We start from the raw sequence: 13,493 nt of genomic DNA on the forward strand, positions 1-13,493 counted from the left end.
GACTATGGACAGTCAATCGAACAGCGCCGCACCCCAAGACGTCAAGAAAGGACCTTACACCGTCACGGTCTACCTCGCTGCGCCGGGCACACCTGTCGCAGGCAAGGATGGCACGACCCACTCATCTTCAGCAGGCCATGCCTACTTCATGGTTGCCGATGGTGACAAGAAAGACGGATATGGGTTCTCCCCGATAAAAACGGGGATCACCGGGCCTGGGCACGTGGTCAAGGGCGAATTCGAGAGCTACCAGAACCCTCGGTTTTCATACACGCTCGAGATCACCAAGGACCAGTACGACAAGTTGAAGGCGTACGGCGAGGCTGGCGTCAATCGCGATCAGGATCGTTTCAATCTCTACTACAACGGTTTGTCGAATAGCTGCGTCGATTACGTATGGATAGGCCTTGGCCAGGCCGGTCTGCGACCTAAGCTCGAAAAGCCCGATCCCGGCTTCGAAGGGACGATGAAGGTGCTTCCGAACATTGACGCGCTGAAGAGCATTCCCAAGCCGTTCCCCGACAGCAAGCTCAATTCCACACACGAGAATCCGCTTCCCAAGAAGCAGAGCACGTTGCAGAAGCTATTGACCGAAGTGGAGGGCGAACTACCGCCGCGCGAGCGATTGGCTGCACTGTCGCCGGAGTCGCAGCAACTGTTTGATCGCATGCGATCGGACTTGCCTGAGAAGGTGAGCGATGCGCAGGTGATGTCAGCGATGGTTGCCGCGCGGGAGAACGGCATTCACCAGCCGCAACAACTGCGCGATGTGGTGCTGCAGGAAGAGAAAATCTTCGTGATGGGCACGACGCCTGGCTTCAGGGCCATGGTGGATCTGAACCAGTCTCAACAAAGCCTTGAGGAGGGGCTGGCCCGTAGTCAGCAGATCGACACGCGAGTGTCTGAGCAGGCCCGGCAAGAAACGCAGCAGCGCGAGGCGGCGGCGCAGACGGCTGGCGGTATGCAGATGGGCTAGTGCCGGCACACAGAGGCATTCAGAGACAAGCGCGGGCTACATCGACGGCGCCGAAGCCCGCTGCTGCTCCTGCGCACGCTGCATCTCTGTCGCCTGCTCATGCGCCTGGCGCTGACCAATCGCCTCAACCTGGTTCAAGCTCTCCTGCACGGGCCGCTGCGCGGCTTCCGCCGTCGCTATGTGCGTGCGCAGTGCCGCCGGATCGGACATCTCGCCCTGCACGACAAAGATGTTCTGCGCTGCCGGCGAGTTCGCCGTCTGTCTGCTCAACACCACATGATCGGCCCGGGTGATGCCTGCACCCTTGGCGCTTGCCAGCAGACTGGCGGACATGCGCTCGCTGGTCTCGTCAAAGGCGCGGCCGTTTGCTTTGTCCAGAGCCTCTACCTTGCCGCGGATCTGTTCCAGCAGAGCTTGGTCGGCAGGATTGAGCGTGTGGGCCGGCGACGACTGCGTACCTGCAACACCCTGCGTCGGTGGGGGCGTGGTAAGCGCACTACCCGTGTTCTTCAGTTCAACCCAGCCCAGCCCGTCCTTTCCAAAGTCGCCAATCGGAAGGACTTTGGCGCTGCCAAGGTTGAGGCCATTGCGCTCAAGCTGTTGGGGGTTCAAGCCCAGCTCGTGAAGATCGATGCGGATGGAAGGTGGTTGGCGGCCCTCTGCCAGGAAGGCGTGACTCGCCCCGATCGCAGATAGCGGGTAGGTGCCGTAGTAGTTCCGATAGTCCGAATCGCCATGCCTTCCCAGCGTGCCGCTGCCATCGTAGAAGCACTGCTCGACGGCCTTCGTCAGTTGCACACCATCCTTGTTGGGGCGATGGGCGAGTGCTTCATACGAGATTCCTTCTGCAAGCCTCCCGTCGTCGGCGGCGCAGCGTGATCCAGAGCGATCCGCAAGCAGTGCCTCAAGCGCAGCCTCATCCAACGTCGGGTTCAAGTTTCTCAGACGACTGTCCAGCGCGCGCAGGCCGGAAACCTCTGCCAGCGCCTCGTCCTGGCGGCCCTTGTCGAGATACTTCTTCACTGGATCGGTCAGGTTGACGGTGCCTGATCGAGAGGCGTGGGCAGCATCAAGCTCTGTAGCGTAGGAGCCCTTGAATTCCTCGAGTGCTGCTCCGCGTTCCTTTGCGAGGATGCCATGCATGGCCTCGTGCCCGAGTACTTCGGTCAGACGTTCTTCAAGTTCGACACCTAACGAATTCTTGAAATTCGACGCGCTGATGAAGATGGTCGGAGGACTTCCCGGGCTTGCGTCTTGGAAGTGACCTCCGTTGTGGTGGCCATAGGACACGGAGATCCGGCCGACCTGACCATCCTTGGCCGCGTTTGCCAAAAGATGGTTGAGATAGGGCGAATCGGCGATGGTGCGGCGAATTGCTTCCTCTGCGCCTTCTGGCAGCCGCTTGTCAGCTTTCAAATCGCTCAGCAGCGGTTCGATACTTGCTTCGATTCCTTTCACATGTCACCTCCTGAAAACCTGATCTCATACACACACGTTCGGAGTCCGGCACTGTCATTGATGCGGTATGTCAGAAGGCTGGTACTCATGCCTTTCTTGCCCGCGCCGATAGGACGCCAAAAATGCCTGATTCCGCCTCTCTTGAACGGCGATTCCCCAAGGCCCCTGTAGCCCAATCGTTTCAAGGCCTGCTCCGCGCTATCCGCATCCCAATAGCAAACGTCGCCAGGAGCTTCGGTTACTGAAGGTTTCCCAAGCTGGTAGAAGGCGACGGAATGCCGGGGGTAGTCACGCGGAGATTCAACAGAGAAGTATGAGGCTGCGTAATTGAAGCCTTCTGTTATCACCAGGTCTTTGGCGACGCTCCTGATGCTGACCTTCTCGTCCGGCACCAGGGATACACCGATTGCTGCGCCGAACTTCTCAGGGCTGATGTCAGCTCGCGACTTGAGCGAATCGGCGTAGGCGAGGAGTCTCCTCTGAAGCTCCGACATTGAGATATCGGCGGGGCGGCTCGCCGAAGCAGAGGGACGGGTCTCGCCAGCAGGCGTGTCTGATACGGGCGCGCATGCCGAGGATAGAGTGATCAATGCCAATGGCCCGACGGCTACCCCGGCTCGGGCCAGATACGACATTAAACGCAGTCGGAGCGACCGATCCAGTGAGATAGGGGCCGGGCGCAATCGAGCCGAAGCGCCAGAGGTTGGGGTACCCATCAGCAAATCCATTGCAGCGTTCCAGCCACTATACGGCGGCATCCCAACCCACTCCACCTGCGAGCTTCCGGGGCGCTGGTACTGCACGCTGGTTCACACATTCAGCAAGCCACCGCCACCCCGGCCCGGGCTGTCCACCTGCCCGCGAACCCACCTATGCGATCATCCGGCCAGGACCGCAGTACCCAACAAGGCTGAGCAGGCATGGAGCAAGCAACACGCTACACGGTAACCCTCTTTCTGGCCGCGCCCGGCACCCCGCTGAACAGCGGCGGCAGCTCGCCGCGCGGCCACATGTATTTCCGGACCGCCGCCGGCGAGGAAGCACACAGCTACGGCTTCGCACCGCCGCGCCTGCCGACCGATGAGGCCGCTGCCGGTGTGCAGTACGCCGAGGTCGTACACGACGACGCCGACGAGCACCGCGACCCGTACTACAGCCGCACCCTTGAGATCAGCGAGGAGCACTACGGCTGCCTGCGCGATTTCGCCGAGGAGCCGGCCGAGTTCGGCTTCGATGTCGATCGCCCGGCCACCATCAACCGCTGCAGCGATTTCGTCTGGGCCGCGCTGCACTATGCTGGCCTGCATTCGCAGCCAGCACCGCTGGACGGCGGCAGCAACCTGGGCGAGTTTGCGGTGCTGTTCAACCTGCCGGAAATCCAGTGCATTGCGGCGCCATTCCCGGCCAGCGAGCTGAATGGCGAACAGCACCACCCGATGCCCGAACGCGAGGCCGAGCTGCACCGCGAAGGCGGTCGCCCGAGCGACGAGCCGCCGCCCAGCCCGATGGAAGTGGCCGGCACGCTGCTGGACCCCTCGCACCCGGATCACCGGCTGTTCGCGCAGCTGATCCAGAAGGTGGCCGAGCTGGACGCCGCACACGGGCGCACCTTCGACGACACCAGCCAGCGCATCAGCGCCAGCCTGCTGGTGTTGGCCAAGCAGAACAACCTCTCCCGCGTGGACCACGTGCTGCTCAGCCGGCCTACCAAGAGCAGCCACGAGGCGGAGAGCATCTTCATCGTGCAGGGCGACCGCGATGATCCGGGGCATCGCCGCGCGAGCATCGCTACGGAGGTGGCGGCACAGACCGATGTGGCGGATTCGCTACGGCTGAAGGAGCAGTGATGCGGGCGGTGCGTGCAGTTGTTGCGTCGGTGGTACTCGCCTTGCTGGTGGGCTGCGGCAGTACTTCGTCACCTGAAGCCCCGAAGCTGTTGACCCGGGCCGAGGCCGACGCACGTGCCGTGGTGCCATTCACGCGAGGCGTGCGGTTGGACAAGGCGGGGCGGATCGTGGACGTGACCTTTGAGGCGCCGGCGGCGGTTGACCCGCAGATGTCCTGGCTGAAGCTCGGGTTGAGAATGCAGGGGTCTGAGCAGAAGGCTGTATCGGAAGCTGCTGAACGCCTCAGGCGCGCGGAGTTTCAGACGCGTATTCACTTGGAGCGCGTGGACATGGCAAAGCCGTCGCCCATACCGCTTTCAAGGTCGTCCGATGATGGCCGCGGCTGGCAAAAGCTTCCTCAGGATGGCCGCGTCGAACGTTTGTTCCAAGACAGCGTGGACGCCTATCCCTTGGTGCAGGCCGGGCTCCAGTCGGAGGATATGTTCTATGAGGTTCTGCAGATCGCCGATGCAGGTTTGATTGATCCGGGTCGGTATCGCGTTACCGTTGATATTGTCGAAGATCGCCCTGAGTTCGAGGGGATGCAGGTCGAGTTCATCGCCGCGTATTACTCGCTAGGAAAGTAAATCATGCAGGATGCAGCCGAGCGTTACACCGTCACCATACATCTTGCTGCGCCGGGCACGCCCCGCCGCGGCATGCGAGGCGGTGAGTGGATTGATCTGGAGGACTCCGATGTCGGCCATATGTATCTGTCCCTTAACCGGGTCGGCGAGAAGGCAGACCCGCTGAGTTTTGGCTTTACCCGCAAGATCGAGCCGGATGGCAGTAGTCACGGCTCGGTGGATGCCAACGATGTGAGGGTCTACCAGGACCCCCGCTACCAGCGAACGATCGAGATCAGCAACGAGCAGTACAACAAGATCATCGAGTTCGCGAAAGATCCCGAGAAGCACGGCTTCGATGCAAAGAACTACAACCTTGCCTCCAACTCCTGCGTGGACTTCGCCTGGGGCGCCTTGAACCACGCCGGTATTCACGGCAACACCATTTTCGGTGAGTTCAAGACGTACGAAGGTACGTTGAAGGTGTTGGACAACATCGGACCGGTGCAGAGCATCCGGCCACAAGTGAAAGGCAGCGATCTGGATCGGGAAGAATGGAAGCCGATGCCCGTACAGACCAATGTGATACAGCGGTGGTCCACGGACGCCAGTGATCCAGCCCGCGCGGATGCACTGGCCTGGACCGGTACGCCGGGCGACCCCAACCACGCCGATAATCCCCGACTGAATCAGATCCACGAGCGCGTGGTTGCCATGAATGCCTTCGGCGCCCAGAACGGCAACGTCAGCGCCAGCCTCCTGGCACTCTCCAAGGAGCAGCAGTTCACGCGCGTAGACGATGTGCTGCTCGGCGAGCGCCGTGGCGATGCCGCCCCCAACCTCTTCATCGTGCAGGGCGACCGCAGCGACCCGGCGCATCAGCGCGCCAGTCTGCCGGCAGATGTCGCCGCGCAGACGCCGGTGGCCGCCTCGTTCGAGCGCATCGAGCAACTGGCGCAGGCACAGCCGCAGCGCGATGCCCAGCGTCAACAGGAAGAGCAGCAGCTGGCCCAGGCGCACGCCCCGCGCACGGCGTAGGCGCCCAACACCGAACAGCGCGTCCGCCATGCATCCGCAGGCGGACGCCACGGCCCCTACCTGCTACCATTCCCGCGCTACCCAGCCAGCCCACCCCGCGCAGACAGATGCAGGGCCGGGCCGTCGAAGAACGGCCCCGCGAGCCAGGACACCCTCCGTGCCCATTGAAGGACGCTCGCATGATCCGCAATTCCCTTTTCCGTTCGGCCGCGCTGGCTGTCGCCGTGTCGCTGAGCCTCGGTGCTCCGACCGCCTTCGCCGCTGAAGCCGCCGCTGCCACCAGCCCCGCCACCGCCGTGCAGCGCCAGGCCATCGCCCAGGGCCTGTACGAGCTGGCTTACAGCCCCAAGCAGAACGCCGTGTTCGTTGCCTCGTCCGGTGGCTTCGGTGACAACGCCGGCCCGGCCCAGGTGCTGCGCCTGAACCCGACCACGTTGGCCGTGGAAACCCGCATCCCGCTGGAGCGCAAGGCGTTCGGCGTGGTGCTGGATGACGCCCACGACCGCCTGTATGTGGGCAACACCGTGGACCTGTCGGTGACCGTGGTCGATACCGCACAGAACAAGGCCGTCGGCACCGTGCAGCTGATGGAGAAGAAGGCCGGCAAGGACGGCAAGGCCGCCTACACCCACGACCTGCGCGAGCTGGTGGTCGACAGTGCCGCCAACCGCCTGTACGTGACCGGCCACAGCAGCCAGCCGGATGTGAGCAGCGTGCTGTTCGTGATCGATACCAACACCCTGAAGGTGATCAACACCATTCCGGGCCTGGGCAACGCCAAGGCGCCGGGCCTGGCGTTGGATGCCGCCAACAAGCGCGTGTACACCAGCAATCTGCTGGCCGATCTGGTGGTGGTCGGCACCGACTCCAACAAGGTCGAAGCCCAGCACAAGATCGCCGCCGAGCAGCCGATGAACATCGCGCTGGATCCGGCCGGCAAGCGCCTGTTCGTGACCGACCAGGGCTCGGAAATGCTGCGTGGCTACCAGGCCAAGAGCAGCGGGCTGGTCAGCAAGCACCCGGGCCAGCGCGTGCTGGTGCTCGACCGCAGCAATGGCAAGGAACTGGCCAGCATCCCGACCGACGCCGGCCCGCTGGGCATCCTGCTGGATGCACCGCGCAAACGCCTGTACGTGACCAACCGCGAAGCCGGGACGGTGACCGCGTACAACAGCGACAGCTACCAGAAGGTGGCCACCTACGCCGTGCCGACGCACCCGAACAGTCTGGCGCTGGATGCGAAGAACAACGTGCTGTACGTGAGCATCAAGAACGGCGAGAAGGATGCCAAGGGCTCGGACGAGAGCGTGGCGCGGATCCAGCTGTAAGGGATGGTGCCGGGTCATGCCCGGCAGCTGGCTGCTGGAAAGGGGCAGGGCTTTTTGCCCTGCCTTTTTCTTTGCCCGGTTGCGGTCCTCACCGCCAACCCGCTAGGGTTGAAACCCATGGCAGGGAGCCAAAGGATCTGAACATGCTGGGTATCCACCGCTGGCTGCACGTCGGTCTGTTGATCATCTTGAGCATCGCGCTGGGTGCCTGTTCCAGCCGCATCCCGGAGCCACCCGAACCACTGGAACTGACGCAGCCGATTACGGTGGATCAGCCCGGCCAGGAGGTGCGGTTCGAGTTCGAGACGAATGCGCGCAATTTCGACTCGGGGCGCACCTATGCGCTGGAGCTTGAGGTGCAAGGGCAAGGAAGGCGCGAGAACGGCGAACCGGACATGCGCAAGTTGAATCTTCCCTTTGAGGTGTCACTGCAGCGATGGGGCGCAGGTGCCTGGCAGGACGTTCCCACCCATGACAGCTACCAGGCACTCGCGCTCAACGCGGGGAAGCCGCTTCCTGCATGGCACGCATCCGCTGCCTGGCGCTACGCAGCGTTGAGCGCGGGCAGCGGTGGCCAGTATCGATGGAGCATCGTTGCCCTGCCGTTGGATCTTGATGCCCGTTACCGGCTGGATGTGCGCACGGTTCAGCCCAGCGCCGAGTTGAAGCACTATTCGGCTCGTTTGAAGGTTCACGCCGCCCGCCCGGTTGGAAAGTAGTCAGCACCTCACCCTTGGAAGGAACTGAAGGAGCCACCTTATGGATAAGCCGCGCTATACCGTAGAGATCGTCATCGCCGCACCTGGCACGCCTCTGATGGACCCGAAGACCGGTCGACAGGAGGTCCTTGACGGTGTTCCGCAGACATCCTCTCCAGGTCATATGTTTTATGTCCTGCATGCATCAGGCGAGCCCGCGAAGAGTTTCGGGTTCGCACCCAAGGTACACGGAAGCATCAACGGGCCCGGTGACATCATGCCGGATGATGCAGATGTCTATAAGGACCCGCGACACAGCCGCACCCTCGAGATAAGCGAAGAGCAATATAAGAAGCTTGAGGCCTTCGGCTCGGACCCGGAGAAATTCGGCTTCAGCAAGCACTACGAGGACGTGCGCCACAACTGCGTGGACTTCACCTGGGAAGCGCTGAACCACGCTGGCATCGAGCGAAAGAGAAGCATCGATGTGAATGCTTTTGGAGGTCCCGCAGGGCAGCTCTTTCCGGATGTCCGCATTCCCCTGGACAGCAAGGGCGCGGGCAAGGACGGTTTTCGCCCGCTGCGCAACATCCACGGCGTGGACAGCATCGAGCCGCCGTTCCCGAACAGCGATCTCAATCGTACGAAGACCAATCCGATGCCCGAGCGCACGTGGAAGCATCGCTTGCTGAGCGAGAACGACGACATCGGTGAGCGCAGCGGTGAGCGGTTGGCCAACGACGCACGTGTGCCGGGTGACACATTGCATCCGCTGGACCAGCGGGTGCGTGCGGCGCTGGGGGACGCGGCCGAGCGCCAAGGGTTGCCGCCGGGACAGCAGCCCGAGCTGTTGGCGGGCCACCTGACGCGATTGGCGGTGCAGGGGGGCTACACCGAGCGCGATACCTTGCAGGTGGCCTTCAGCAGTGGCGGTGCGGCGGACTCTCCGGGCTATGTCTTCCTGCAGCGCACGGGCGACACCGCCTCACCGGACCCGGCAGCGAACCGCCAGCGTCTTTCGCTGGCCGATGCCCAGCAGGGCACGGTTGAAGAGGTGTACCAGCAAGCCAGCGTGCAGCATCAGGGCCGTGAGTCCAGCCGCGTTGCGCAGGAAGATCAGCTGCTGCAGCAGACGCAGCACGCTCAGCCCCGAATGGGCTGATACCGGCCCATGCGACAGGCGTCGACAGCATCGACGCCTGACGGCATTCACCCCATGCGATGCGCAGGGTTCTGCTGCTGATCCTGCGCCTGTGCATCCAGCGTCTGCTGCTCGGCCTGCACTGGCTGCTGCCCACCCAGCCCCAGCTTCTGCAGTGACTGCTCGGCCGGCGTCTGCGCGGCCACGGCGGTCGGCAGCATCGCCCGCAGGTGCGCCGGGTTGGCCGGGTCGCCCTGCACCACGAAGATGTTGTGCCCGGCCGGGAGGTTGGCCGTGGCGTTGCTCACCACCACGTGGTCGGCGCGTTCCAGACCCTGTTCGCGGGCTTTGACGGCCAGGCTGGCGGCCACGTTCTCGCTGGTGGCGTCGAACGCACGGCCATGCTTCTCGTCCAGTGCGGCTACGTTCTGGCGGATCTGCTGGTGCAGGGAATCATCAGGGGTCATTGGGGGCTCCATGTGGCCGCTACCGTGTGGCCGGATGTGGCCAGTGTAAAACGGTCGTGGGCTGCGCCGGTAACCGCTTTGTTGCTAGCCTGTGGCCCGGGGCGCAGGGGATGGCGCCCGGCTGCAATGGGATGGAGGGAGAAGGTGGTGCACGGGGAGACAAACCGGATACGGGGGCAGGCGGCTGTGCGGTTGCTGCTGGGCATGGGGCTGTGGGCCTGCGCAGGTATTGCAGTGGCTGATACGCCCGTGGCGGCGGACGATCCCGCTTGCCCTTCGCAGGACTTCACCCATTTCCTGCAACGCTTCGCCGACCCGGCCGATGACCGGGTGCGCCTGCGCTACACCTCCGACCCACTGGAGTACGAGGTGCCGATGCACACAGTGCGTGACGACCACGAGGGGCTGGCGCCCACGCACATCGTGCTGGAGCAGGGTGCCGCGCGGTTGAAACGTTTCAGCTACCGCTACCTGGCCGCGTTCGATCTGTTCGTGCCTTCACCGGTCAGCCGCGATCCGGCCGCGCTGGAGCGCATGCGCGCCGGCACCTACAACGCGCCCACACGCATCGAAGCGATCGATGACAACGGGCAGCGCGTGATCTTCGGCAGCGACGCCGAGCGCGATACCTATACCTTCGCGCGCCGCTACGGCTGCTGGATGCTGACGCGCGCCAGCAACCTGCGCGACTGAGCGGGCGCTGCGGTGGTGATATTTATTTGTCTGCCGGGTGGTGGTCGTAACTGATCACCCGCTCGGCTTGCCATTGACCGTTCACGCGGCGCCAGACCTGGATGAAACGGGCCTGGCCGGTCCAGCGTTCAACGCCATCGGCGCCGCGCTCATGGAAGCGGTGATCGCCCACTTCCAGGGCGCGATCGTCCTGCAGCGGAAAGACCTGCAGTGAGCTCTCCACCAGCTCGCGCCGCAGGTGCCAGCCCCCCTTGCGCGCGTTGTCGCACAGGGTGGCCACGCTGCGGCGGAAGTCCTCGCGGCTGTTGGCGGACTTGCCATCCTTGTCATGGAAGAACTCCATGTCTTCGGTGGTCATCGCGGCGGCCCTGTCGGCATCGCAGGCATCGAAGGCCACGGCGAACAGCTGCGTGTCGGCCGCGCGGATCTGCTCGCGCAGGGTGTCGCTGGTGGGGGAGGTGCCGGCGACGGCGGCGGCGAGCAGGGGCAGGGCGAGCAGCATGGCGTGGCTCCATTGAGGACCGGCGCAGACTGGCATGGACGATGGCGCACGGTAAGCGGGGCATGACGAAACCGGGGCAGGGCTCGACCAATGCCGTGCTGGCGGGTGCGAACCGATGTGCCGGCTGACCGGTGCCCGTGTACGCGATGTCATGGCCTGAGCCGGATCCATCACGGGCGGCTCCGGTGCGATTGCCTAGGCTGGGTTCCTCTTTCCCCCGGGAGTTCCCATGGCTACCTCCTCCGTCCGACTGCACATTGAAGATACCGGCGGCACCGGCCGCCCGGTCATCCTGATCCATGGCTGGCCGCTGTCTGCCGAATCCTGGAAGGCGCAGGTGCCGCTGCTGCGCGATGCCGGTTACCGGGTGATCAGTTACGACCGTCGCGGCTTCGGGCGCTCGGACAAGCCCGCCGATGGCTACGAGTACGACACCTTGGCCGCTGACCTGGCCGGCCTGATCGACGAACGCGACCTGCGCGATGTCACCCTGGTCGGCTTTTCGATGGGCGGTGGCGAAGTGGCGCGCTACATCGCCAACCATGGTGAAGACCGCCTGCACAGCGTGGTGTTCGCTGCGGCCGTGCCGCCGTACCTGTTGAAGGGCGCGGACAATCCCGAAGGGCCGCTGACCCAGGAAAAGGCGGATGAGATGCGCCAGGGGCTGGAGAAGGACCGGGAGTCGTTCTTCGACGGCTTTACCCGCGATTTCTTCAGTGCCGACGGCAAGCTGATGGTCACCGAGGACGAGCGCCAGGCCGCCATCGCGCTTGCCCATCAATCTGACCAGACCGCTGCGCTGGGGTGCATGAAGGCGTTCGCCACCACCGATTTCCGTGCGGACCTGAAGAAGGTGACCGTACCGACGCTGGTGCTGCACGGTGACAGCGATGCGACGGTGCCGTTCGAAGGTTCGGGCAAGCGCACGCATGCGGCCATCGCCGGCAGCGAGTTGGTGGTGCTGAAGAATGCACCGCATGGCTGCAATACCAGCCACGCCGATGATTTCAATCTGGCGCTGCTGGAATTCCTGAAGAAGTAACACCCACTACGGCATCATCCGCACATGCCCACTGCCCGCACGCCGCCCTGGAAGAAGCCCAACCCGAAGGGCCAGAAGACGCAGCCGCTGACGGAGGCGCAGAAGGCGGCGGCGCGGCAGCGGGCAGAGGAGAGCGGGCGCCGTTACCCGAACCTGGTGGACAACATGTGGGCGGCGAAACTGCCGCGCGGTTGAAGCCTTACTGGCTGTTGCGCCCCGGCCACGGCTGCCAACCCCATTCCCGCCATGGCGCGACGGTGCGCGGCTGTATCGTCAGCGTAACGTTGGACGATGCGCTGCACTGGTGCAGGGCATCGCGCAGCAGGGCCACATCCACCGGCCGCGCCGTGGCCACCTGCAGCAGCGTGCCGCGGTGCCGCACCTGCACCGGCAGTACCCCGTGCACCTCGACCGGATTGCCGGTGCGGGCTCTGCGGTAGCGCATGGTGATGGGGCGGACAGTGCGATGCAGCACGGGGGCGCAGGCATCCAGCAGCTGCAGCTGCTGCTGCATGGGCGCATGGACTTCGATGACGGTGGAGGGATATCCCAAGGTGCTCTCGACCAGCACCTGGAAGCGGGCGCCATCGGGCATCAGGTAGACGGTCAGGCCCACCGTGCCGATGAACGCCATTGCTGCGAGCAGGACCCAGCTGCGCGGCACCTTGGGCGGCTGGGTGAAGCGCTGCAGGCGCGGTCTGCGCCGACGCATGCGGCGATAGCGTCGCTGTGCTGCGGGGCTGGGCAGCAGGCTGTCATCCGGCAGTGCAATCACGCGCGGCGGAAGGCGGGCCAGCCGCGCATTGATCACGCGTGCGCCAAGCATTGCAACCAACCCGCCAAGCAGAACCGGCAGCAGGGTACGCACGAGCAGATACAGCCCTACCATCGCCAGCTCTCCTGAAGGAGTAGACATGATCGCGCATCCTCCAGGGTCGTGTCGCATCTGCCAGCCGACAGCGGCCGTTGGCTTGGCTAGCATGCGCGTCACTCGCTGGGACTACGTCGATGACCGCCTTCACTGCCCGCCTCGGACGCTTCTTTGGCGCCGGCCTGATGTTGTTGCTGCTGCAGGTGCTGGCGCTGCTGTCGGTGGGCTTGGCCGCAGGCCATTTCCACCAGCGCGTGGCCTTGCTGCTGGAGCCCCTGTCTTTGGCCTGCGGCGGCGCCGATCCTGCTGCCCGGATGCTGGTTGCCGAGCAGCTGTTGGCACGTGCCGGCGCGCTGGACGACTGGCAGCCGCTGTGCTGGCTGCCGATGGCAACGCTGGTGCTGGCCCTGCTGGGTACGCTGCTGGTCTGCGTGCATTGGCTGCGCCATGTGGATGCACCGCTGCGCCGCAGCGCTTGGGGCCTGCTTGCCCTGCATGCGGCGGCGCTGCTGCTGGCGAGCGTGATGCTTCGACTGTATGAGCATGTGTGGGCGGGCATCACCACTGCGCTGCCTGCAGCATGCATGACAGACCTGACGCCAGACGGACATGCGCTCCCGTCCTCGATGCGGCGATGGCTGTTGCAGATCTTCGCCAGGGCCGACCTGATGCCGCCGCACGCGCCTGACGCGCTGGCGATCATCCTGTGTGGACTGCTGCTGGCCGCGATGGTGGTTGGGCTCTGGCTGTGGCGCACCACCTCGCAGCTGACCCGGTTCTGACGCCAGCGCGGGCCGCTGACTGGCATCGACCGGTGCTTCTGCGGC

16 protein-coding genes are annotated in these 13,493 nt (G+C 64.3%); 11 read left to right on the forward strand and 5 right to left on the reverse strand.

Going from position 1 to position 13,493, the window contains the following annotated elements:
- The first annotated feature begins 4 nt into the window (after positions 1 to 4).
- Positions 5 to 976, forward strand: a complete 972-nt coding sequence (locus M2299_RS17920; RefSeq protein WP_280884768.1) for a lytic enzyme — start codon at positions 5 to 7, stop codon at positions 974 to 976.
- Between the two features lie 36 nt (positions 977 to 1,012).
- On the opposite strand, the gene M2299_RS17925 is transcribed toward M2299_RS17920, so the two are convergent.
- Together M2299_RS17925 and M2299_RS17930 are read right to left on the reverse strand one after the other, a co-directional pair.
- On the reverse strand, positions 1,013 to 2,434 hold the full coding sequence (locus tag M2299_RS17925; RefSeq protein ID WP_280884769.1) for an XVIPCD domain-containing protein: 1,422 nt from the start codon (positions 2,432 to 2,434) through the stop codon (positions 1,013 to 1,015).
- Positions 2,431 to 2,928 carry a hypothetical protein gene (locus M2299_RS17930; RefSeq protein ID WP_099841803.1) on the reverse strand — a complete coding sequence of 166 codons (498 nt, stop codon included), beginning with the start codon at positions 2,926 to 2,928 and terminating at the stop codon, positions 2,431 to 2,433. Before M2299_RS17930 ends, M2299_RS17925 begins: the two co-directional genes overlap by 4 nt.
- A 426-nt stretch (positions 2,929 to 3,354) precedes the next feature.
- Between M2299_RS17930 and M2299_RS17935 the strand changes: the two genes are divergently transcribed.
- The 6 genes from M2299_RS17935 to M2299_RS17960 all read left to right on the forward strand — a co-directional run bounded on the left by M2299_RS17935 (position 3,355) and on the right by M2299_RS17960 (position 9,112).
- A complete protein-coding gene (locus M2299_RS17935; protein WP_099782603.1) occupies positions 3,355 to 4,281 on the forward strand; it encodes an XVIPCD domain-containing protein in 927 nt (308 codons plus the stop codon).
- Positions 4,281 to 4,907 (forward strand): hypothetical protein, encoded by a 627-nt coding sequence (locus tag M2299_RS17940; RefSeq protein ID WP_280884770.1) that lies wholly within the window; start codon positions 4,281 to 4,283, stop codon positions 4,905 to 4,907. Before M2299_RS17935 ends, M2299_RS17940 begins: the two co-directional genes overlap by 1 nt.
- A gap of 3 nt (positions 4,908 to 4,910) precedes the next feature.
- Positions 4,911 to 5,924 carry an XVIPCD domain-containing protein gene (locus tag M2299_RS17945; protein ID WP_280884771.1) on the forward strand — a complete coding sequence of 338 codons (1,014 nt, stop codon included), beginning with the start codon at positions 4,911 to 4,913 and terminating at the stop codon, positions 5,922 to 5,924.
- A gap of 179 nt (positions 5,925 to 6,103) precedes the next feature.
- On the forward strand, positions 6,104 to 7,252 hold the full coding sequence (locus M2299_RS17950; RefSeq protein ID WP_280884772.1) for a YncE family protein: 1,149 nt from the start codon (positions 6,104 to 6,106) through the stop codon (positions 7,250 to 7,252).
- Positions 7,253 to 7,395: 143 nt separating this feature from the next.
- The gene (locus tag M2299_RS17955; protein WP_280884773.1) at positions 7,396 to 7,971 is read left to right on the forward strand and encodes a hypothetical protein; all 576 of its coding nucleotides are present in this window, start codon (positions 7,396 to 7,398) and stop codon (positions 7,969 to 7,971) included.
- Positions 7,972 to 8,011: 40 nt separating this feature from the next.
- Positions 8,012 to 9,112: a hypothetical protein gene (locus M2299_RS17960; protein WP_088101281.1), complete on the forward strand. Its 1,101-nt coding sequence runs from the start codon at positions 8,012 to 8,014 to the stop codon at positions 9,110 to 9,112.
- Between the two features lie 47 nt (positions 9,113 to 9,159).
- On the opposite strand, the gene M2299_RS17965 is transcribed toward M2299_RS17960, so the two are convergent.
- Entirely contained in the window at positions 9,160 to 9,558 is a 399-nt protein-coding gene (locus M2299_RS17965; protein ID WP_223483326.1) for an XVIPCD domain-containing protein, read from the reverse strand.
- Positions 9,559 to 9,792: 234 nt separating this feature from the next.
- Here M2299_RS17965 and M2299_RS17970 point away from each other — a divergent pair, with 234 nt between their 5' ends.
- A complete protein-coding gene (locus M2299_RS17970) occupies positions 9,793 to 10,251 on the forward strand; it encodes a hypothetical protein (RefSeq protein ID WP_280884774.1) in 459 nt (152 codons plus the stop codon).
- 22 nt (positions 10,252 to 10,273) lie between these two features.
- Here the strand turns inward: M2299_RS17970 and M2299_RS17975 are convergent, their stop codons facing one another.
- Complete coding sequence (locus tag M2299_RS17975; protein WP_280884775.1) at positions 10,274 to 10,753, reverse strand: DUF4440 domain-containing protein; 480 nt, start codon at positions 10,751 to 10,753, stop codon at positions 10,274 to 10,276.
- A gap of 229 nt (positions 10,754 to 10,982) precedes the next feature.
- On the opposite strand from M2299_RS17975, the gene M2299_RS17980 reads away from it, so the two are divergent.
- Both M2299_RS17980 and M2299_RS17985 read left to right on the forward strand, forming a co-directional pair.
- Entirely contained in the window at positions 10,983 to 11,795 is an 813-nt protein-coding gene (locus tag M2299_RS17980) for an alpha/beta hydrolase (RefSeq protein ID WP_280884776.1), read from the forward strand.
- A gap of 24 nt (positions 11,796 to 11,819) precedes the next feature.
- Positions 11,820 to 11,990 carry a hypothetical protein gene (locus tag M2299_RS17985; protein WP_280884777.1) on the forward strand — a complete coding sequence of 57 codons (171 nt, stop codon included), beginning with the start codon at positions 11,820 to 11,822 and terminating at the stop codon, positions 11,988 to 11,990.
- 4 nt (positions 11,991 to 11,994) lie between these two features.
- On the opposite strand, the gene M2299_RS17990 is transcribed toward M2299_RS17985, so the two are convergent.
- Positions 11,995 to 12,711, reverse strand: coding sequence for a hypothetical protein (locus tag M2299_RS17990; protein WP_280884778.1), 717 nt, complete (start codon positions 12,709 to 12,711; stop codon positions 11,995 to 11,997).
- Between the two features lie 92 nt (positions 12,712 to 12,803).
- On the opposite strand from M2299_RS17990, the gene M2299_RS17995 reads away from it, so the two are divergent.
- Positions 12,804 to 13,448 carry a hypothetical protein gene (locus tag M2299_RS17995; RefSeq protein ID WP_025879206.1) on the forward strand — a complete coding sequence of 215 codons (645 nt, stop codon included), beginning with the start codon at positions 12,804 to 12,806 and terminating at the stop codon, positions 13,446 to 13,448.
- Positions 13,449 to 13,493 lie beyond the last annotated feature (45 nt).

The organism is Stenotrophomonas sp. 1278 (assembly GCF_029892765.1).
Classification (GTDB): Bacteria; Pseudomonadota; Gammaproteobacteria; order Xanthomonadales; family Xanthomonadaceae; genus Stenotrophomonas; species Stenotrophomonas indicatrix.